This window comes from Ruegeria sp. BG6 (genome assembly GCF_056538465.1).
Genome location: NZ_JBQFTB010000007.1, coordinates 18,065 through 39,416, shown reverse-complemented (window position 1 = coordinate 39,416; position 21,352 = coordinate 18,065). Strand labels below are relative to the sequence as shown.

Below are 21,352 nucleotides of genomic sequence, written 5' to 3'. Positions count from 1 at the left end.
TTTGACGCTTCATCAAACCCATACCAAGCGGCAAAATTTGAAAAAATGTACATATCACGTTTTTTGAGTGTAAGGTTTGGAAAACGGATAATGGAGGGACGGTATGGAAAAGACACAAGACGCAAGAATTGTGGATCTGGCAATTCGCTTGCTTTTTCTTGGGTTATTCCTTTACAGCGCATTGGTCATGATCGCGCCGCTGGCAAGCGTGGTGATCTGGGCGACGATACTCTGCGTCGCGCTTTATCCGGTTTTTGATTGGCTTCAGTCCAAGTTGGGCGGGCGCAAGTCGCTGGCCGCAACCATTCTGGTTTTGCTGGGTCTGGTTCTGACATTGGGGCCCGTCGCAACTGCAGTATCGGGCGCAGCAGAGCTTGGAGGCGAGTTTGCGGAACAGGCGGACAGCGGTGAATTGAAAGTCCCACCGGCGCCTGAAGGCCTCAAAGAGCTGCCCCTGGTCGGGAACAAGATCGCCGAAGTCTGGGGGATGTTCGAAAGGAACCTGGACGGTGCGCTGGCCAAATATGGCACACAAATCCTGGAAGTGACCAAATCCCTCTTTGGTAAGGTTCTGGGTATCGGGATTGGGCTTTTGGGACTGGCCCTTTCGGTTTTGATCATGGGAGCCCTGTTCAGCCCCGGCCCGAACCTGGTTCAGGGTCTGCAGCGATTTGCCAACCGCGTGTTTGCGCCACGCGGGGGTGAGTTCGTGACTTTGGCGGGCGCAACAATCCGAAATGTCACAAAGGGCGTCATCGGAGTGGCGGCGATTCAAGCTGTCGTCGTGTGGTTGCTGTTGGTTCTGTTTGGCATTGGTTCCGCAGCGACGCTGGCGTTTATCTGCCTGATCCTGTCCATCATTCAGATCGGGCCCGGTCTGGTGCTATTGCCTGTGGTTATCTACGCATGGAGCTCGATGTCCGGTGGTGCGGCTTTGGTGTTCACCATATTGGCCATCCCTGTCGCCATCATGGACAGCTTCCTGCGTCCGGTATTCATTTCAAAAGGTCTTGAGACACCAATGCTGGTGATCCTGATTGGGGTTCTCGGTGGCATGATGGCCTACGGCTTGATCGGTATTTTCATGGGACCGGTTCTGTTCGCTGTCTTCTACGAGCTGTTCAAGGTCTGGATCGACGCCTCACCCGAAACGGAAGACGCTGCTGAAGGAGCAGCAAAATGAGAAAAACAATATGGACGACACTTGCCGTCATTCTTGTTTTTCTTGTGTGGTATCTGGTTGCCGACCGGAAAACTCCGTTTACGGGAAATGCCAGAGTCAAGGCCGTGGCAACGCAGATCGTGCCGCAGGTCACTGGCACGGTGACCGAAGTTCTGGTCGAAAACGGTCAGGTCGTCTCAGCCGGCGACGTGCTGGTTCGGATTGACGCCAGACCCTATGAAATCGATCGCGCAAAGGCAGAAGCGGATCTGGAAGCTGCAACACAGGAAGTGGGCGCTTCCTCGGCCGAGGTGAGTGCGGCACAGGCCAAACTGGCTAGGGCGCAAAGTGACCTCGACACGATGCGCATACAGACAGAGCGGGTTTTTGCGCTTGAAAAGAAAGGACTGATCGCGGTTTCAAAAGCGGATGACGCGCGAGGACAACTGGCAGAGTCAGAGGCGAATTTCGAGAACGCCAAAGCGGATCTGGAGAAAGCCAAGCAGAGGCTCGGCAGCGAGGGAGTGGAAAACCCCAAGATTCAGCGCGCACTGGCGGCACTGGCAGATGCAGAGCTTAATCTTGAATGGACCGAGCTGCGCGCGCCGGCAACAGGTGTGATCTCCAACTTGCTGATCGCGCCCGGAACATATGCGCGCTCCGGGCAGGACCTGCTGACCTTTCTGGATGCGACCGACGTCTGGATCGAGGCGTATTTTACCGAAAACAACCTTGGCAGAGCGTCTGTAGGCTCACCCGTCGACGTGGTGCTGGACATGCATCCCGGCAAGATTGTCCCGGGAGTCATCGAAAGCTTCAGCGCGGCTGTTTCCCTGAGCGGTGGTGATGAGCCCGGCCAATTGGCAAGCCCGCCAAGCACCAAGGGTTTTCTGCGCGAGCCGGAACGGTTCCCGGTTCGGATCGTTTTGCCCGGGTATGAGGCTGGAAGCGCCGAGGACGACCTGCGTTTTCAACTCAACGGGCAGGCGGACGTGATCATGTATCTCAGCGAAAACTCGATACTGAACGTGGTTGGCCGCACCTACATTCGTTTGGTTTCGATCCTGTCTTATGCGTACTGAGGACATAAACTCGGTCATCCGGCTTGCATTGGGGGTAACAGGCGTCTTCTCGTTGGGCCTGTTCCTGGGTTGGCCCCTTGCGGTTGTTGGTGCCGTGTTCACGGCCTTGTTTCTTCAAGCACCGGCCGCGTTGCCTTTGGCGGCGTTTGCAAAGCTGTTTGTCTTCTCGATCGGGTTGATGTTTCTTTCGTTTCTGCTGTCATCGGTATTCGCGCCATATCCCGTCGTATTTCTGATCCTCGTTGCGATCGGAATAATCCTGTCGTTCATGTGGTCGGTGTCAGGCGCGGGAGTATTGCCCGGGGTCATTGCCCTTATGGGGGCATTGATGATCCCGAACCTTGTACTGCAATCGCAGGATTTGGCCTTGGTGCTGGTGTTCTGGATCCCACTGAACCTTCTGTTTGCGGGGTTCGTATCCACACTGATGTTTGTTCTGATCCCCGCTGAACCCCCAACGCCTGCTGAAAAAAAAGCAGCGTCATCGCCTGAATTTGACCCGCATCGTCGGATCGTCAGGATGTCGCTTGTCACGGTTCCGTTTGCTTTGGCGTTTTTCGTGTCCGGCGCGTCGGCGTTGTTGGTGTTGTTCTTTGTGGCGCTTCTCAGTCAGCAACTGGCTGCGATGCCCGCGGCGGGGAAGACCGTTGCCAAGGCTATGCTGACAGCAAACCTGCTTGGAGCGGCGGTGTCGATCATCTGCTATGAAATCAACGTGATCGCCCCGGTCATTCTGACGCCAATACTGCTCTGTCTGTTCTTTTGTCTGACGCTTGGGGCGCTCGGCAAATCTCAGGTTCCACTGGCTGCCGCTGCCGGGTCTGCAATAACAACAGCATTGATCGTGTATGGCGGGTCGATTGCACCGTTTTCAGACGAGGCCGACGTCAAAAGCATCACGCGTGTTCTGCAGGTCGCCAGCGCTGCGTTTTTTGTGATCATGGCCTACGTCGTGGTGGATGAGTTCTGGCCGGAAAAGCAACGCCAGACCAGTCAAAACAACGCGGCCTGACGGGAACATGCGTCACGGCCGACAACAAGCCCGCGCAGGGTCACATATGTGGTCTGCCCAAAACTCTGGATGTCGGTAATGCCCGCAAAACACCCAGATAGCAATTCAGCGGATACCGAAACTCGGCCTATGTCGAACGCACCCCAATCCGCTTAACCGACACTGTTTTCTTACCTCCGCACCGCGCTAAACGCGGTACAGGGCAAGCCAAATCAAAAAGCCGATATAGGCGAAAACTGTTACATTCAGCACCGTATCGACGATTGATCCCGTCATTTCGTGACCTCCTTCATCAGCGACTTGAGAAGGCAAATAACAAGGACAGGCACAATAAAGACAAACGCGATGGCTGACAGCGCGATAATGGATCGAACGAGCGCCACGTCGTTCACAAAGATCATCGCCAGCCCCAGGCCGCCAAGCACCACGCCCCAGATGGTACGCACGCCAGGGGAAGGGTTTTCATCTCCGCCTGTTCCAATCATTGCAAGCGTGAATCCGGCGCTGACAACACTGGTGACCACAAACAGGAACGCGGCCGCGATGGTTGCGATCTGTGTCACGTATTGCAGAGGAAACTCTTGCAACAAAGCAAATGTCGTCGCATCGAGGCTTTCGGCGTTCACCTCCAGAAGATGGCCGCTTCCATCCAGAACGTCAAAGATACCAATCCCGCCGAAAACGCCAAACCAGAAGATCGAGAACAAAGTCGGCGCGATGATGACGCCGGTCAGAAACTCGCGGATCGTGCGGCCGCGCGAAATTCTTGCAATGAAAATCCCGACGAACGGGGACCATGCAAGCCACCAGATCATGTAGTTCAGCGTCCAGTCCTGAAACCATGTGGAAACGGTTTCGTCGAAAAACTCGGTTGTCGAAAACCCGGCGGGTATGACGTGGAAAACGTACCGGCCAAAACCGGAAACGATGGAATTCATCGCGAAGGACGTGGGACCAACAAGCAGCAAATAAACCAGCAGGGCAATTGCGATACTCATGGCCAGATTTGACAGCCTGGACATCCCCTCACCCAGATCGCGCCGAAGTGGGATAAGAAATGCAATGCACATGACGACAAAGATAATCGCGGTCAGCGAATACGAGTTTGGTATTCCCAGGACCCCTGCCAATCCCGTTTGAATCTGGAAAACCCCCATCGCCAATGAGCCTGCCAGCCCGACGGCGATGGCAACAACCGACAAGAAATCGAAAACCCACGCCAACGCCCGGGTCCAGGCTTTGTCCCCGTAAACGTCCAGCAACGGTGCACTCAACAGCAAGGAGCGCTCTCTCCGAAATGCAAAATACGCAATAATCAGCCCGACGACGCCATAGATCGCCCAGGCATGAAAACCCCAGTTCAAATAGGTGACAAATATGGCCAGGCTGGCCGCTTCCGGGTCGGCGCTGAAGTTGCGAATAACCGAAAAGTGCGTGAGAGGCTCTGACGCGCCAAAGAACAGCAGTCCAACGCCCATACCCGCCGCAAACAGCATTGCTATCCAGGCGATAGTGGAAAACTCGGGCTCCGATCCTTCGGGACCAATTCGTATCGAACCGAACCTGGACAGCGCGAGATAGATCGACAGCAACAAAAGTGCACTGGCTTCCAGCATAATGAACCAGCCCCGGCTTTCGAATTGAATCGAAACAACTGTGGAAGAAACGGATCCCAGGCCCTGTGGGTCGACAATGCCCCAAATGGCAATGCCGCTGCTGACCAGAAGGGCCGATACCAATAGCGCGTTAACTTTCATCGCTCGCCAATCTGAAGAAGTGCGTCTGCCTTGGCACCGTAATCACAAAATACCGTCACACAAAGTCGCAAACGTGGATTGCCACGAGAAGCCGATGCTTATCCTGCCCTCGCAGTGGCCATTTTCGTCCGCTCCCTGCCGCATGGTGACCGACTTCGTCTTGGTCCGCACAAAAAAACGATCAAAAACCGATGGGTGGCTGTGTCGCGCTCGAATTGTGCAAACAATGCTTTTCAAAAAATTACTATAAGTGAATATAATGCCCTAAAATAGCATTGAACGGCATGTACAGGGGAAGTCGGTGGCGTTTGATATATTGGCGCATACTGTCAATGAGACAGGCCAAGGTGATCTGATTGTTCAAAACACCACGATGCCTGCGATAATCAGCGGCTCGACCATTTCTTTCGACGGTGGGCAGACGTTCCAAGCCTACACGTATCTCGGTCAGGGCAACTATCGCGGCACCGGTGAGTCCGGCGAATTCATCAGAGTTGGCGGACAGGTCTATGCCTATAACACCACGGATCCCACTGGCCCGATGCAGACGGGCAACTGGAAAATTACAGAAGGCGACCTCGATCCCAGCAATCCTCCCTGCTTTGTTGGCGGCACGTTGATCCGGACACCGCAAGGCGAAGTCCTGGTTGAACACCTGCAAGCGGGAGACTTGGTTACAACGGCATCAGGCGGACACATGCCAATTCTTTGGATCGGCGGCCGACAGGTCGTGCCCTCGATGCTGCTTCGCAATCCGTCATTGCAACCGTTGAGAATAGACACCGGCGTCCTTGGGAACGACCGGCCCCTGGTGATTTCCCAGCAACACAGATTGTTGGTATCTGGCTACAAAGCGGAACTGCTTTTTGGTGAGCGAGAGGTCCTGATGCCCGCCAAGGCGCTTGTTGGATTTCCGGGTGTCACATTGGATTACTCCCGTACAACGTTCACCTACTACCATCTGTTGCTGGAAACACACGAGGTGGTCTTCGCAAATGGAGTTCCATCGGAAAGTCTGTTTCTTGGTGACCAGCTTGGGCGCAGTGAAACCGATGAAATCAAACTCCTGTTTCCGGATTTGTTCTGCGAGTTAAGAACTGTCAGAGCAGCAAAGCCCATGGTTTCTCGTCGCGAAGCAATGGTGATGTTTGCCTGACCCGTTTTGCGCTAGCAGGAAAGACTGGCTTCATTCTATCCTTGGTCCTGCTGACTTCGTATTGTTGTTGAAGCAGTTTTCGCTGCGACTGAATGAAGGACTACGATGAGCCCAAATCAGGCTTCATTTCCAAAGGTGGATGCAACGCGCGTGATAGCCTGCCCACACACCGCAGCCAACATATTCAGAAGCCACTTACGCGTTCTATGAGCCAGTACATCGAAACTGAGCCAATGCCATAAGCGGTAACAGTTGTCGCCGTTTGACCAATCGGAACCGCTATGAAGCGCCCGGCGGCTATGAGAAGAGCCAAAGCGCCAATGAAACTGAGCTGGCCTGCCTCGACGCCGACATTGAAGGCAAGCAACGCCGCCGGAATATCGCTTGAGGGCAGTCCGATCTCAGCCAATGCTCCCGCAAAGCCAAGGCCGTGCAAAAGCCCAAATCCGAAACATACGATCCAGGGCTTCTGTTTTGACAACCGGAACCGACCTTCGCCGCCCTTCACAATCTCCATGGCGAGGAAAACGATTGAAAGCGCGATTACAGCCTCGACCGGCGGACCGGGGACATTCAGGACACCGAAAGTTGCAAGCGCCAGAGTTATGGAGTGCGCAACTGTAAAAGCCGTTACAGCGCCAACCAGCCTCCACGGGTCACGAACCAGAATGAACAGCGCAAAGACAAACAGCAGGTGATCCCAGCCTTCCAGTATGTGTTCAAACCCCAACAGGAAATACGCGGAAAAGACTGACCACGTCGTCTGTTCGGTAGGTATTTTCTGGATGGCGGCATCAGGAGTGAAACGAAGGGTCGTCGGCTCGGCTTGCAGAGGGTGCAAACGCACCAATACGTCGTTCTTTTGAGTCTCTAGCCCCTCAATCGCAATGGGTTGGCCAGCTATACCTGCCCCGCACTCGACAACCCATGAAGATACCCAGGCTCTGCCGTCTGAAACCGGGTCCGGGCCCCGCGCCGGGGCGCAGCCCTCCGGTAGGACCGCATCAATCGCCATCGGTCGACCGTTCACATCCGGCTTTCGCCAATGAACGCTCCACGTGCCTGAAGCGATTTGGCGAATTTCCAAATAACCCGGATCAAGCGCATGTGCGGTAGCCTTACCTGCCGACAAGGCAAACAGCAGAGCAAAAACAAGACAGACAACCGCTTTCATTTGGTCGGGCCTGCAAGATCGGGAGCTACGATTTCATAGTTTCGGGCAAGAGCCTCATATTGCGCCTGCGCCAGATCTTCGCTCGCAGCGCGACGCCAATCCCGCATTACCACACCGTGGATTTCTGCCAACGGCGGCAGTTGGCTGGGTTCGATGGCGACAACCTTGACCAGATGCACCCCATATCCCGACCGGATCGGTCCGGTCCATTCACCCACATCCAGCGTTGTCAGACCTTCGGAAAACCCATTTCCAAACACCGAGTCGATGACTCTTGTCGCGGTCATGGGCATTGAAGCGGGCAGCAATGTCGAGCTTCCAAGGCCATCAGGCTCTTGCTCGGTCCTCAGCGCGGTCAGAGCCTGCTCGATTTCTGCGTCGCCTGGCTTTTCACCCAGAAAAACCTGAATGAAGGCCGCTTTGGCAGATGTTGCGTAGCGTTCAGAGTTCTCCTGCAGAAAAGCCTCTAATTCTTCGTCATCCGGAACAACCGATGTGGCGATCGCTTCAGACAGAAAATCCATCTTTTGGCTCAGCCGGGACCTGATGACGGTATCGCCGCGATCAAGGCCAAGCTTTCTCGCTTCTCTGACCAGCACCTCTTCGCGAATGGATGCATCGACCAAGGCTTGCAACTCAGCGTCGCTTGGTCTGCGTTTCCACCTAGCTTCAAACTGAGCTGACAGCAGCGCAACATCATTTTCGTCGATTGCTATCGTGTCAATGTCTTCAACAGCCTCGGCTTCCGGCGCAACCAAATGGAACCAAACGAAAATCGCCGCTCCAATCAAGAAGAAATGGAACAGAGGTTCTTTCAATAATCGCATGAAGGCTCCTGCAAGAAAAACACGATCCGGTTCTATGTATCGATGCTGGCATCACCCGGTTGGGTTTTGCAAGAAACGAACACCCTGTGTGTTTCAGAAAGTTGGTGACAGCACCGGGGCAGAGGTCCCTGCCCCGGCTTCCAATTCCGTCCCCAGATTGGATCACTCTTCCGGCGTGTACCAGATCGGAGAGGAATACGCGCGCTCCTGATGCGTCAGAACCGCGTCTTCCGGCAATTCGGCACCGAACCTCAGCTTGTCGTACAGCACCCAGCGTGGTGTGGGGATTTCGATGGCGCGCACGTAGTAAAAGGCCCGCGCATTCGGATCGAAATCAGGATCAGACCAAACCGTAACCAGTTCGGCGGTTCCGATTGTGTTGGTCCAGCTTGCGGTGTCTACATCCACGGTGTTTCCAACCGCGGGAACCTTGCCGTTTTCATCAGCAACACGATCACCCGACCACGCCACATCGTAGACCTTTTCCTGCAAAGCTCCGTCGGAATCGAGCCATCCCTTTACCACTTGCACGCGGTCCAGATTGGCACCAACCGGGTCGCGCAGAGCAGCGATCAGGAATGCGGGCGCACCATCACCTTCGCGGGGGCGCAGGTCCGAACCCATCGGGACCCCTTTGGTATAGCCGACATCTGCTAGGAAACGCGTTTCAACGTCCGCGTCATTGAAATCCCATCCGCCAAAGAACCGCAGGCCGATCCGGGGGCCGGTTGTTGCATAAGTCTCGCGCCGCTTGAACGCATCAAAGATCGCAGCGCGTGTGTTTTCGGTCGCCCAAACGGCCGTGTAGCCGGAAGCGACCAGAAGGTCGCCGGGAATTTCACCCAGATCATTGGCAATGAAAGGATGTTTGATCCGCGTGGCCGAAGGTTCAACACTGACAGATTTTCCAAAGAAGTTGTCTTCTTCGGCAGTGGCCAGTGACGTATGGCTGTCCGTCGCGCCGCCCATGCCGAACTTATAGGGGTTTACGCCAAACTTTTCTTCCAGCAACAGACCGCGCTTCAGTGCTTCTCGGGCGTATTCACCGGCCAGCATATCATCGGTCTTCAGCTCGGTGATATCCAGATTGCCTACATCCCAGTTTTCGTAGTCTGCAAATTCGTCATCCGGGCTCAGGAACGGATGCGCTTCGCCGTCACCCTTGATCTGCGTGACTTCGTAGTGGGGTTCCCATTTCGCACGGGCCGCCACGTACTCTTCGTCCACCTTACCGCCGTGATACGTATCTTCGGTCGGGAACATCCACCCGTTTGACAGGTTGCCGTTATGGGCAAAGGCAACTGCACGCCCCCCGGTTTTTTCCTGATACTCTTCAAGCCACGCGTAAAGCGCCTTTGGGTCTGTATCGCCGTAAGGCGGCTGCGTCACCGGGGGCACCATCTGAAGCGCTCTGATCGGCCCATCGCGCAGCATGACGTTCCGATGCAAATTGAAACCCTTCGGTACCGAGGTCCACTCGAACCCGATGAAAGCGGTAAAGTCGCCGGGGTCGTTATGCCGCTCGGCCGCCAAGACAATGTTCTCCCAGGTGAAGGCGAAAGCGTCGGCACCCGGGCTATAGGACTCGAGAAGAACTTCCGGCAACGTCATTTGCGAGAAGTTGGTAATAATGTCGAACGCCGTTTTCCCGGCCTCTTCACCGCCGGCTTTGTAGCCCTCGTACCATTCCAGACCTTTTGGATCGGCAAGAACACCGGGCTTGCCAGCTTGCAGATCCGGGGCAAATCCCATCAGGTCCGTATGATCCGTCAGAACCATCCAATCCAAAGGCCGGGCCAGCCGGACAGGCTGGCCGGTGGAAGAAATGACCTGCTCACCCTTGGCGAAACGCCATGCGTCGTCCGGCAGCAGGGTGTTCCCAAAGGCACCCGCATCCAACGAAAGCCCCGTGTGAAGGTGCGTGTCCCCCCAAAGCGGGCGTTCGGGAAAAGTCCGGTTGGCATATGGCGAAAACGGTCGGTCCGAGAACAAGTCTTCGGCCGCCTCTTTGCTTGGCACGGCGTCAGAAAGAACAATTGTCGGCGCAAATACCAATGAGAAAAAACACGCGGATATCCGAAACATAGTGACCTCCCAAATCAACTATACCAACAGAATGGAGGAACTTTTCGCAGCCCCTTAACATTCGATTTTGTTTATATCACAGCGTGTCGATTTCCGTGAGGAATTTTCCGGACCACGGTTCTCGTGGTGCTGGAAAGGCAACCGATCCGTTTCCAATTCGAGGTTTCCACCTGCGAACATTTTTCGGTTTCGCCCATGCTCGTGACCAGGAACCAGTGCTTGCGGAACTCAGGCGCGCAACCGCTTGTTCTCTGGGTCATAGACGTGGTGGTTGTGACGAACGGCAGATCGAAGTGCGCCAAATGCTTGAACGTGGCAGCTTTGGCCAATGTCCAGAGTTCCCGTTTCCACATAACCCAGCGCGATAAGACGACCGCTTCGGAACCCCATCGACACGGATGTTAGGTAACCGATTACTCGATCGCCCAGGACAATGGGATCAGACGGCAACGGATCTGGGCCAGGGTCTGTAATTTCAAGTCCGATGAATTGCCAGGTTGGCACCTCGCGCTTTTGCTGCATGACAGCTTCGCGCCCTGTGAACGGCCCCTTGTTCAGGTTGGCAAAGCTCGCCAGCCCCGCGTCAAAGAGTGTGTATTCCGTGCCAAAATCAGCAGCCCAGCCGTGATATCCCTTTTCAACCCGCATTGCGTTTAGCGCGTAGGAGCCGAAATTTCGAATACCTTGGTTTTGCCCGGCCTCCCAAATGGCCTGGTAAAGCTTTGTCAGATGCTCGGAAGGGACATGAAGCTCCCAACCCAATTCGCCTACGTAACTCACCCTGAGGGCGGTGACTGGTACGCCGGCGATCGTCGTCTCGGTAACGCTCATCCAGGGCCGGGTCAGGTCGCCGTCTGTCAAAGGCTCAAGAAGCGCACGGGATTTCGGCCCCATGACCAGAAGTGCGCCATCCCGTTCGTACTGCCGGGTGAGCGTGGCATCGGCGTCGCCTATCTGTCCCGCGATCCAGTCGTAGTCACGGTCCACGGCAAGTGTCGGACCGCAGAGCAGAAAGCGGTCATCGGCCAGCCGGGCGATCGTTGCCTCGGACCAGATCTTTCCGTTTGGTGTCAGCATGTAAGACAGGCGCACCCGCCCAACGTCCGGCAGGGAGCTACAGAAGACCCTGTTCAAAACCGCGGCCGCATCCGGACCTTCGAGCGTGAATTTGGTAAAGCCGCCATGATCCATGATACCGACCGCATCCCGAACGGCCTCGCATTCATTGCGGACCGGCTCATTCCATGCTTCTTCGCCAAAGCTTAGATCATGAGCCTCTGAACCAGGTGCCGGATCAAACCAGAAAGCACGTTCCCAACCGCCGATCTGCCCCATGACCGCGCCCTGTGAAACCAGATGGTCGTAAAGCGGAGACTGCCTGACGGGTCGCCCGGAGGTCAGAATGCGGTGGGGGTAAGGGATCGCATATTGCAGATCGTAATGCTCCGACGCCCGGCGCGCCGCATAATCCCCGCATGCCCAGTCGCCAAAGCGTCGCGGATCCCAAGCGCTCAGATCCCATTCGGTTTCGCCTGCGGTCAACCATTCGGCCATCGCCTTGCCGATCGCGGCTGAATGCGTGATTCCTATCTGAACACCTGTCGCGTGGAAGAAATTTCGTACGCCACTTGCCGGGCCGACAAGCGGCAGAGCATCCGGCGCATAAGTAATGGGGCCATTCACGAAACGTTGTGCTCCGGCTTGTTCCAGCAGCGGGACATGGCTGCATGCGGCCTCGAACACCGCCATCATCCCGTCGACATCGTCAGCAAAAAGCTGATGGTCAAAATCCCCGGGAACACCATCCATCCAGACCGGTCGACCTTCATGCGCGTAAGACCCCAGCAGGAACGCGTTCCGTTCCCGGCGCAGGTAGAACCTTAAATCCGGGTCCCGGATCAGCGGGAAAAGATCACTGTCCGTGTCCAGCTCAGGCAAAGCGCTCGTAACCATGTATTGGTGTTCCAGGGTCACGACAGGCAGTTTCATTCCGGCAAGCGCGGCGATCTGCGCGCCGCTCGATCCCGCCGCATTGATTACGGTTCCCGCAATCAGGCTGCCAGCCGATGTTTCGACCTCCCAGTCTCCGCTGCTGCGCTGTCTGAGGCCGGTGACTTTGGTATAGCGGCGCACCTCGGCTCCCATGTCCCGCGCGTGTTTGGCCAAGGCCTGCGTCAACTGGCTGGGATCAATATCACCTTCATAGGGGTCCAGAATGCCGCCCAGAACGTCATTCCCCGCCTTCCAGTAAGGGTGCATCTTCTCAATGTCCGACGGTTCCAGCATCGAAAGCTCGAACCCCGCGGATCGCGACACGCCACACAAATGCTGAAACAGCTGCATCCGCTCTGGCGTGTGTGCGGGCCAGATTGCCTTGGTGTGGCGGTAGGTAATCGGTGCATCCGGGTGGGTTGCGAGTTCCTTGTAAAGACGCCAGGCGTAGTTGCCCGCGCGCATCCCCAGCCACGAGTTGGCGTAAGTGGGAATGTTGCCTGCCGCATGCCAGGTCGAGCCAGCCGTCAGCTCATTTTTCTCGAGCAGCAGCGCATCGGCAATGCCCGCCTTGGCAAGATGGTAAAGGATAGCCGCCCCTACGGCGCCGCCACCGATGACGGCGACCTGCACGTGGTCCTGCATTCAGTGTTTCTCCAGCAATGTGCCGTAGCCCGGGATCGCATCCTTGATGCCGATGGCGCGAAGCGCTTGCCAATACACGGCCGCATTGCATGCGACGATCGGTTTTTCATAGCGCTCTTCAAGTTCCGCGATCAGTGAGATCACAGGCAATGCGGTGCCAACCTGAAGGATGACATCGCAGTCCGATGCAGCCACCTGAGAGAAGACGGCGCGAATATCGTCAAGCGGTGTTTCGCAAATCTCGGGGAGTGTCGGCGCCGCCGTTCCCTTGATCGCGGCAACCTCAAATCCGGCGGCCTCGGTATTGGCTTTTACAACCGCATCCACTTCTGCGCTGAACGGAGTGACAACTCCGACCCGCACCGCCCCAAGTGCGCGAAGCGCCGCGTAGTTGGCTTGCGAAGCGCCCAGCAAACGCACGCCTACCTGATCAGAGACTTCCGAGCACCGGGCCGCCAGCTTGTCCGGCCCACCCGCCCCTGCATCCGTTGTCAGCCCCACGGCAATTACCCCGGGGTTACAATCCATCAGCTTGGCCGCTTCTTCAGGCAGATCATCCGACACAGCGTCCCCACCAAGGCGAAAGCGCTGCATCTGGTTGGTCACACCGTTCGGCCGCAAAAGCTCCAGCTCCGGCTGCACGACGGTATTCATCGCCGGTGTCATCACGCCGACAATGGCGCGGGGCGCGAGCGTGTCAGTCATGCTGGTTCTCCCTGAGATATCGGTTCAAACCTTCCATGCCACCAATGTAGATTGCGTCACCCACGATACTGTCCATCTCGTTTGCGACATCAGGCGCACAGTTAAATCGGCTTTCCCAAATGCCCAGGGTCTGATCGGTATGTGATATCGGGATAAATCGATGCGTCGAAACGTATCCTTCGACGGGAAGCGGACTTTCGAGAATGTCGTAGGTATAGAAGTGGTCGATATCGGAATGCGCAAGCAGGGTCTCGCGAAACACCGTCCCGTCGCGAATTTGCAGGCTGCGAATTGACCCGGTCGCGGTCGGCGCTCCATTTTGCAAAGTGGCCTTATCCACTCCTGGGTTCCAGGCTGCTAACCCGTCAAAGTTTCGGACGGCCTGCCAGACCCGGTCGATATTTGCATCTATGATCATACTGCGAAAAACGTGCATCTTTTCCCTTTCAGTGATCCAAGCGAGTGGTAAATCGCGTGAATATCCCTTGTGTCGTTCAACGGAGATGTGAGGGCGCGATCCCATATTGATTGTGCACCAACTTCGCGCCAATCGTCCACGCTCGGGCGGTCTGCGAGGCGAAGACGACAGTCGTGGAACTGGACACTCATGGGCCTTACGCTTTCGCACCACGATCATGTGACACTTTCCTTGGTCGACAGGTTGCTGGTCCGAAAGCGCTGCGTCGAGCGCGCATCGGACCGATGTCCGTTAGATGACCCAATAGCCCACTCCGCTTGCCCGAGGTCAGTCCGACCTTTTGGGATTCTCTGCCCTTATTCGGGAAGGTATTTGTCGGACCACTGCATTGCCGCTGCCCCGGTCTTGATCATGTGATCAATTGCATCTTCGGCCAACCCGATCCGCGCCAGGATTTCGCGCGTGTGGGCCCCATATTTTGGCATGTGCGAAGGCACGGTGATACGGCCCTTTTTCGGGCGCACGGCATTTGGCGCCACCAGATCAGTCCAGCGGCACATCGGATGCCGGTCGTGGCGGATCACGCGGAATGTCGCCTGTGACAGATCAACCTCTCCACCGCTTTCCGGTTGCAGGGCGGCATCGCGGGTTTCGTGCAGCGACCCTAATGGAACAACGGCGCTGGACGAAGCGGCGAATGCTGCTTTCCAAAAGGCCACGGGACGTTCGCGGAAGCGCGATGCCAGGCCGGCCTTCACTTCACACTCCGGCAGATTTGCAAGGTCGGCAAGTTCGGGGATATTCGGCAAAGCCTTCTCTCGCTCGGTTGGGGCGGCGAAGAACATCCACCCGTCCGCCGCTTTATAGCAATGATAGAACGGCCCCCAGCCAAGCGCCTGACGCCCCGAAGGTTCGTCAAACAACGCCCGCCTGTCATAGTCATACATGAACTGGGCCTGAATCAGGTTGCCCGCAGCCGCCAGCGAGGCGCGCGCAATGCCGCCCTCTCCTGTCTGGTCCAGCCGCATCAGCGCCCCGCCAAGCGCCACGCAGGCACAGTACCCCGTCAAAACGTCGATCGTGCCAAAATGCGCGTGCTCTTCCGGCGTTTCCATGCCGCCGCCAAAACGCACCATGATACCGGTGGCCGCCTGGGCCAGATCGTCATAGCCAAGGTGGTTGGACTTCGGCCCGATCTTCGGCCCGCCAAATGCGTCTAGCTGAACCAGGATCAGCTTAGGATTGATACTTTTTAGCCGGTCCGGTGACAAGCCCAGCGTATCGCGCTGCGCATCGGTGCCGTTCATGGTGATGACGTCGGATTCAGCGATCAGGCGCGCCAGAGCCTCTTGCCCTTCGTCGCTGCGCAGGTTCAAAAGGATGCTCTTCTTGCCGCGATGCGCGTGCATGCCAAACACAACCGCATTCCAGGGGTCTACCGACGGATCGACCGGTTGTACCAAAGTGACTTCGGCACCGAACCGTGCAAGGGTCGAGCCGATGGTGGGGCCGGCGATGACATTGGTCAGGTCCAGAACCTTCAGCCCGTCCAGCCAGCCCTGTCCGGCGGGGTCAGTGACCGCCGAGGCCCGGGGCTCTTCGGCCAGAAGCGCGGCAAGGTCGGCAGGCTTGGCCGCGTGCTTGACCGGAGCCTCGGCATCTTCTGCCAGCCACGCGACATTGCCCATCTGACGCATCCTGCCGTGCACGGGATGTTCGACCTCCAACACAAGACCCGAAGCCAGCGCGTGCGGATCATTCAGCCATTCCTGTGAGGATCGCTGGGACGTTGCCGGTGCTTTCGATGCCCCGAACAGCGTCTCCCACTCATGGGCCGGACGGGTCAGAAAGGCCGCTTTCATCGCGGTGGATACGCGGGCGCGGTCCGAAACGCCGACCGGATAGTTGCGTGTAGACCATTCCGCGGGCCAGTCTTTCTGATCCAGATAGGCGTCGAAATCTGGCAGGCTTTCAACCATATCGCCAAGCCCAAGCGTTCGAAGCGCGCGTTCAGGATGACCCTTGATGCTGCATGCCACAACATAAAAACCCCGGCCATCTGCGCAGGGGTAGGTCCGGTAGAACGGGTCGAGGAATTCCGACAATTCCGAAAACTCCAGATTCAGCGGCAGACCTTCTGCCGCGCGCCGTTCCAGTTCAACTTCTCGCGGGGATTTGTAGCGATCCGGATAGTCCTCGATTTGCTGGCAATTGTAGACCAGCCCCTCCAAGAGGGCTGAGGCCAGCGGAACCTCGATATGATCCCCGCCATTTCTGCCCCGCGCGCGAAGTGCAAACAGCACCGACATGGCGCCAAACGTTGCCCCGTAGGCCGAAGCCAGCCCCAGCGGAGTGAAGGAAGGGTTGATCCCCATAAGCCGGCGGTTCAGGCCCATATCCGTGAACTGCCCTGTGCGCGCAGCGATCACTGCCTCCCACGCAGCAATATCGGCCAGTTCCGGATCGGTTGAGGCAAAGCCGGGCATCGATAGCGAAACAATGGCGGGATTTGCCTGCCGCAGGGCGTCCGGTCCCAGACCAAGACGTTTCATCACACCCGGCCGGAAATTGTCGATGACAACATCGGCGCGCTGAACAAGTTGCAGGGCTGTCTGAAGACCGCCTGGCGATTTAAGGTCCAATTCCAGGTTGGACTTTCCACGTGACAGCATATCCGATGCGGGTGATTTCAGGCGCGGTCCGCCCGGAGGATCGATGCGGATCACATCCGCCCCCATATCGGCCAACATCATCCCGACCAGCGGCCCGGCCAGATATTGGCCGAAATCAAGAACCCGAATGTTCGAAAGCGGTCGGTTTCGCATGGTGGTCAGGCCCTTTTGCCGGTGTGGTTGGTTCGACTGCAAATTGGGGAAAGCGTAGTCTTGAATTTTCTGCGGGTGTTGTCCTAATTTGCCAAAAAACATCCCAAATCAGACGAAATGCTGGCACTCAAAATCAACGTCCTGCTGTTTGACAAATTTTCCAACATGCTGCTGGCCTGCCTGTTGGAGCCGCTGCGCGTTGTTCGGGATCAGACCGGCGCCGACATCCACTGGTCTATTGTGACGCCTGACGACGATGCAGTTCGCAGCTCAAGTGGTCTGCGTCTTTCGCCGGACGTCACCCTGGTTGACGCGGGCGCCTGCGATCTGTTGATGGTGGTCGGCGGAGACGAGTTCAGGCAGAACGCCTCGAAACCGGCCAGCAGAAAATGCGTCGCGCTGACCAGACAGGCGGAGACGGTCATCGGGGCGGATACCGGGGCGTGGTTTCTTGCTTCCTGGGGATTGCTGGACGGGCGTCGGGCAACCCTGCACTGGCAAACGCTGACTGAGTTTTCGGAGGCGTTTCCAAATGTCGAAACCCTGCCGGACAGATTTGTCCGCGACGGTCCGATCTGGACCTGCGGCGGCGCCTCGACGGCCATGGATTTGATGATCGCCCTGATTTCGGAACGATACGGTGACGCGCTGGCGCATGATGCGGCCAGCATGTTCCTGCATGACGGTGCGCGGTTCGATGGGCTTGGCCACAGCGCCATGCAACCCAAAGGGTCGGAAAATCTGCGGCGCTGCATTTCCATAATGGCGGAAAATGTCGAGGCTCCGATGCAAATCGTGGACCTCGCGCGGCGGGCCAACCTTTCGGTTCGGTCCATGTCGCGCATCTTTGTCAAAGAGCTTGGGATGCCGCCCCAACGCTATTACCAGTTGATGCGCCTGTCGCGCGCCCGCGATCTGGTTGCGCACACGAACCTTGTTCTGGACGAGGTTGCGATGCGTTGTGGCTATTCCTCCGCACAGTCTTTGTCCAAGGCGTTTTCGCGGCAGTTCGGCGTCAGCATCGGATCGACGCGCAAGCACAAGCAAATGTGGTGATCGGCCCGGTACGGTGACGCTACTGCGTCTCGTTGAGAACCGGCTTGATCTCTTCCAGTGCGCGGTCGAACGCATTCAGGGTGTCCGTGACATCATCGTCACTATGCGCAGCCGATGTTACGGCGCTCATCGCGGACATCAGGTCAACTCCGTTGCGGTTCAGAGCATCCTGTAACCCCGCGACCAGCTTGTTTGTGGGTTCGCGAATGGTCGCGGCGGGTATCCCGTCCATCGTCCCTTCGTGCGGCCCGAACCAGAGGTGGAACGTCGAGCTTTCGCCATAGCACAGCCCTTCGATGCCGTGATTGGAGAACAGCTCGTTCACGCCACTCCGAATATCCGCCGCGATCCTGTCCGCATGGGCCTGGGCCGAACCATCCGCCAAAAGGTCCATCATCACCGATCCGGTTGCGGCCACGATGGGCGCTCCGTTGAAGGTTCCCTGGTGCAGCACAGCCGGGGTATGTCCCCGGGTCGTGACGGACGGGTCGAGCATCGCCATGACGTCGGCCGTGCCGCCGACGGCACCTCCCGGCATACCGCCGGTGACGATCTTGGCCATGGTCGTCAGGTCGGGCGTGGTACCGGCCAGGGCCTGACGCCCACCGGGGGACCAGCGGAAACCAGTGATGATCTCATCCAGGATCAGCAGGCTGCCATTTCGATGCGCGGCGGATTGGGCGGCTCCCAGAACCGCCTGCGCCATCGGCACTGCGCCGTAATTGGCGCCCGAGGCTTCGACAATCACCGCAGCATAGTCCTTGGTGGCGAGCATCCTGTTCAACATGTCCGCATCAGGCGGGCAGATGTCGGTCAGCGCTGCGACGGTTGCGGGAACACCCAGTGATGGCGGCACATCCGATCCCGGTTTTGACCCCTTCAGAACGTGATCATGCCAGCCATGGTAATGCCCGTCCACGCGAAGGATCTTGTCACGGCCAGTGAAGGCGCGTGCGATGCGCAGGGCCAGCATCGTTGCCTCGGTTCCGGACGCTGTGAAGCGGACCCGCTCTACCGACGGAATCAGATCGCAGATCTTGCGTGACCAGTTGACCTCGCTCGGGTTGCAGTCAGCCGCAAAGATCGCTTGCGCCGCTTGCGCCTGCAGGGCTTTGACAATTTCGGGGTGGCAATGGCCCATCATCTGGCTGGCCGCACCCATCTTGAAATCGATATATCGATTGCCGTCAGCGTCCCACTTATGCGCGCCCAGCGTGCGGGTGATATAGATCGGGTTCGGCAAGCGCCAGCGATAGCGGTGTGAGATGCCCCCGGGCATCGTTTGACGGGCTTGCTGAAACAGGTCGCTGGATTTGGTCATCTGTCCTTCTTGCCCTTCACCAAATTTGCCCGCCGCGGGCCGAGTGGCCCCGGCAGTCAGCACGTTTCTTTCCAGCAGCGTCGGCCCGCGCGGCCTCAGCCAGATGCCGCGATGTCGAACATCCGACACCACCCGCACCAACGATCGCATCGCATATGTGACCAGCCACGCCACCCTCCTGCTTTTCAGCCACTCTGGCGACAAGGAAACAATCGGGCAAGACGACTTTTCGGTAACGGGTTCTCCGGCCTTCCGGTGCTGCAGAACGGACCAGGCAGGCTTGGCTTACAAAGCTCTTGGCCACAGCCCGATGTGAGGCGCGTGCATCTACGTGGGCGCGAAACGGACGGAGCATTGCCGATCAGGTGGATGGGAAAACGGCTGTTTTCTTTACCGTTCCATAGACAAAGCTGGTATCGATGGAGGCGATACCGCCAATCGGGTGTATGCGATTGCGGATAAAGTCTTCGTAAGCATCGAGATCCGAAACAAGAACGCGCAACTGATAGTCCATGGCGCCGGTCAGCACATGGCATTCGAGAACTTCCTCGATCATCCGAATCCGACCTTCAAAATTCTGGACATCCGTTTCGTTGTGCCGCTCCAGCCGGATACGCACAAAGACGGTAATGGCCATCCCATATGCGGCGGCGTCCACATCTGCGCTGTATCCCTTGATGATCCCACTGGCCTCAAGGTTCTTGACCCGGCGCAGGCAGGGCGACGGCGAGAGGCTGACCGCATCCGCAAGATCCTGATTGGTCATGCGCCCATCCCGTTGGAGGGCACGGATGATCTGTCTGTCCTTGGCGTCCATTTTCCTTCCCACGATTGGCAGATCCTGCCAATTTGGACCTCTATGTTGGTATAATTCGCAACCCATCACCCAAAGTAAAGGCGCAAAATGGCTTCAACTGGAATCAGGAGTTTGTCATGACCCGCTCAACCGGCTTTGCTACCCGCGCCATCCACCATGCTTACAACCCGTTGGAAAATGACGGCGCGCTGACCCCGCCGCTGCATTTGACCTCGACCTTTACCTTCGAAACGGCCGAGGCCGGCGGCGAGATGTTCGCAGGTGAACGCGAAGGCCATATCTACAGCCGTATTTCGAACCCCACATGCGATCTTCTGGAACGCCGGATTGCGGTGCTCGAAGGGGCAGAGGCCGGGCTGGCCCTTTCCAGCGGCATGGGCGCAATTACCGCAGTGCTTTGGACCCTGCTCTCGCCAGGCGACGAAGTTATCGTCGACAAGACACTCTATGGCTGCACCTTTGCGTTCATGCGCCACGGGTTGGCGAAATGGGGCGTCACGATCACGCATGTCGATATGACGGACCCTGAAAACCTGCGTGCCGCTGTGTCGGACAAAACGCGTGTGGTCTATTTCGAAACGCCGGCAAACCCGAATATGCGGCTTGTGGATATTGCCGCCCATGCAAAGATCGCGCACACGGTCAGTGCAAAGGTCGTGGTCGACAATACTTATGCCAGCCCATATCTGACCCGACCGATTGAACACGGTGCCGACATCGTTCTGCATTCCGCCACCAAATACCTTGGCGGGCATGGAGACGTGGTTGCTGGCCTGGTTGTGGGCACGGCGGAACAGATTGCCGAGATCCGCCTGGTCGGGATGAAGGACATGACCGGCGCGGTGATGGCGCCCTTCAACGCGATGCTGATCCTGCGAGGGCTGAAAACCCTTAATTTGCGGATGGACCGCCACTGCGCGTCGGCTGAAGTTGTCGCTGAATATCTTGAGGCCCACCCCGCTGTCGGTGACGTATCTTTCCCTGGTCTCAAGAGTTTTGCCCAGCACGATGTTGCGCAGCGCCAGATGTCGCAGCCCGGAGCCATGATTGCGTTTGAAATCAAATCTGGTCTGTCCGGTGGGATCGAATTCATGAACCGACTGACCATGATCCAGCGCGCAGTCTCGCTGGGTGATGCGGAAACCCTGATCCAGCACCCGGCCTCGATGACCCATTCGACATACACCCCGGAAGAGCGGGCCGAGCATGGAATCAGCGATGGCCTGATCCGCCTGTCAGTCGGGCTTGAAGACGTCGAAGACATCCTTGCAGACCTGGAGCAGGCTTTGCCCTACCCTGCCCGCAGCGCCGCCTGAAC

Annotated in this window: 16 protein-coding genes; 6 read left to right on the top strand and 10 right to left on the bottom strand. The window is 57.4% G+C overall.

Translation table 11 applies throughout. From position 1 onward, the window contains the following. Window positions 1–103: 103 nt before the first annotated feature. The 3 genes from ACR0JW_RS13545 to ACR0JW_RS13535 are packed head-to-tail and all read left to right on the top strand — an operon-like array spanning window position 104 to window position 3,256. On the top strand, window positions 104–1,183 hold the full coding sequence (locus tag ACR0JW_RS13545; RefSeq protein WP_170612210.1) for an AI-2E family transporter: 1,080 nt from the start codon (window positions 104–106) through the stop codon (window positions 1,181–1,183). After that, window positions 1,180–2,244, top strand: coding sequence for an HlyD family secretion protein (locus ACR0JW_RS13540; RefSeq protein WP_170681747.1), 1,065 nt, complete (start codon window positions 1,180–1,182; stop codon window positions 2,242–2,244). Before ACR0JW_RS13545 ends, ACR0JW_RS13540 begins: the two co-directional genes overlap by 4 nt. Further along, a complete protein-coding gene (locus ACR0JW_RS13535; protein WP_170681750.1) occupies window positions 2,234–3,256 on the top strand; it encodes a DUF2955 domain-containing protein in 1,023 nt (340 codons plus the stop codon). The genes ACR0JW_RS13540 and ACR0JW_RS13535 overlap by 11 nt, the downstream gene beginning before the upstream one ends. 272 nt (window positions 3,257–3,528) lie before the next feature. Here ACR0JW_RS13535 and ACR0JW_RS13530 read toward each other — a convergent pair whose 3' ends face one another. Next, window positions 3,529–5,013, bottom strand: a complete 1,485-nt coding sequence (locus tag ACR0JW_RS13530) for a BCCT family transporter (RefSeq protein WP_170681752.1) — start codon at window positions 5,011–5,013, stop codon at window positions 3,529–3,531. Between the two features lie 301 nt (window positions 5,014–5,314). Here ACR0JW_RS13530 and ACR0JW_RS13525 point away from each other — a divergent pair, with 301 nt between their 5' ends. Beyond that, window positions 5,315–6,169, top strand: a complete 855-nt coding sequence (locus ACR0JW_RS13525; RefSeq protein ID WP_170681754.1) for a Hint domain-containing protein — start codon at window positions 5,315–5,317, stop codon at window positions 6,167–6,169. A 184-nt stretch (window positions 6,170–6,353) separates the two neighbouring features. Here the strand turns inward: ACR0JW_RS13525 and ACR0JW_RS13520 are convergent, their stop codons facing one another. The 7 genes from ACR0JW_RS13520 to ACR0JW_RS13490 form a co-directional block, all read right to left on the bottom strand. Next, window positions 6,354–7,343: a HupE/UreJ family protein gene (locus ACR0JW_RS13520; protein WP_170681756.1), complete on the bottom strand. Its 990-nt coding sequence runs from the start codon at window positions 7,341–7,343 to the stop codon at window positions 6,354–6,356. Further along, window positions 7,340–8,170 carry a peptidyl-prolyl cis-trans isomerase gene (locus ACR0JW_RS13515; RefSeq protein ID WP_480714049.1) on the bottom strand — a complete coding sequence of 277 codons (831 nt, stop codon included), beginning with the start codon at window positions 8,168–8,170 and terminating at the stop codon, window positions 7,340–7,342. Before ACR0JW_RS13515 ends, ACR0JW_RS13520 begins: the two co-directional genes overlap by 4 nt. A 162-nt stretch (window positions 8,171–8,332) precedes the next feature. Beyond that, window positions 8,333–10,255, bottom strand: coding sequence for a DUF3604 domain-containing protein (locus tag ACR0JW_RS13510; protein WP_170681760.1), 1,923 nt, complete (start codon window positions 10,253–10,255; stop codon window positions 8,333–8,335). 228 nt (window positions 10,256–10,483) lie between these two features. After that, on the bottom strand, window positions 10,484–12,892 hold the full coding sequence (locus tag ACR0JW_RS13505; RefSeq protein ID WP_170825302.1) for an FAD-dependent oxidoreductase: 2,409 nt from the start codon (window positions 12,890–12,892) through the stop codon (window positions 10,484–10,486). Beyond that, window positions 12,893–13,597 (bottom strand): aspartate racemase/maleate isomerase family protein, encoded by a 705-nt coding sequence (locus tag ACR0JW_RS13500; protein WP_170825301.1) that lies wholly within the window; start codon window positions 13,595–13,597, stop codon window positions 12,893–12,895. It abuts the gene before it with no gap. After that, a complete protein-coding gene (locus tag ACR0JW_RS13495; RefSeq protein ID WP_170681766.1) occupies window positions 13,590–14,015 on the bottom strand; it encodes an SRPBCC family protein in 426 nt (141 codons plus the stop codon). The genes ACR0JW_RS13500 and ACR0JW_RS13495 overlap by 8 nt, the downstream gene beginning before the upstream one ends. Before the next feature lie 356 nt (window positions 14,016–14,371). Beyond that, entirely contained in the window at window positions 14,372–16,840 is a 2,469-nt protein-coding gene (locus ACR0JW_RS13490) for a CoA transferase (protein WP_480714048.1), read from the bottom strand. Between the two features lie 117 nt (window positions 16,841–16,957). Here ACR0JW_RS13490 and ACR0JW_RS13485 point away from each other — a divergent pair, with 117 nt between their 5' ends. Further along, on the top strand, window positions 16,958–17,896 hold the full coding sequence (locus ACR0JW_RS13485) for a GlxA family transcriptional regulator (protein ID WP_170681770.1): 939 nt from the start codon (window positions 16,958–16,960) through the stop codon (window positions 17,894–17,896). A gap of 19 nt (window positions 17,897–17,915) precedes the next feature. Here ACR0JW_RS13485 and ACR0JW_RS13480 read toward each other — a convergent pair whose 3' ends face one another. Together ACR0JW_RS13480 and ACR0JW_RS13475 are read right to left on the bottom strand one after the other, a co-directional pair. Further along, window positions 17,916–19,391, bottom strand: a complete 1,476-nt coding sequence (locus ACR0JW_RS13480; RefSeq protein WP_480714047.1) for an aspartate aminotransferase family protein — start codon at window positions 19,389–19,391, stop codon at window positions 17,916–17,918. A 187-nt stretch (window positions 19,392–19,578) separates the two neighbouring features. Next, window positions 19,579–20,034: an Lrp/AsnC family transcriptional regulator gene (locus ACR0JW_RS13475; RefSeq protein WP_170681776.1), complete on the bottom strand. Its 456-nt coding sequence runs from the start codon at window positions 20,032–20,034 to the stop codon at window positions 19,579–19,581. Between the two features lie 116 nt (window positions 20,035–20,150). Here ACR0JW_RS13475 and ACR0JW_RS13470 point away from each other — a divergent pair, with 116 nt between their 5' ends. Continuing rightward, window positions 20,151–21,350 (top strand): methionine gamma-lyase, encoded by a 1,200-nt coding sequence (locus ACR0JW_RS13470; protein ID WP_170681778.1) that lies wholly within the window; start codon window positions 20,151–20,153, stop codon window positions 21,348–21,350. Window positions 21,351–21,352 lie beyond the last annotated feature (2 nt).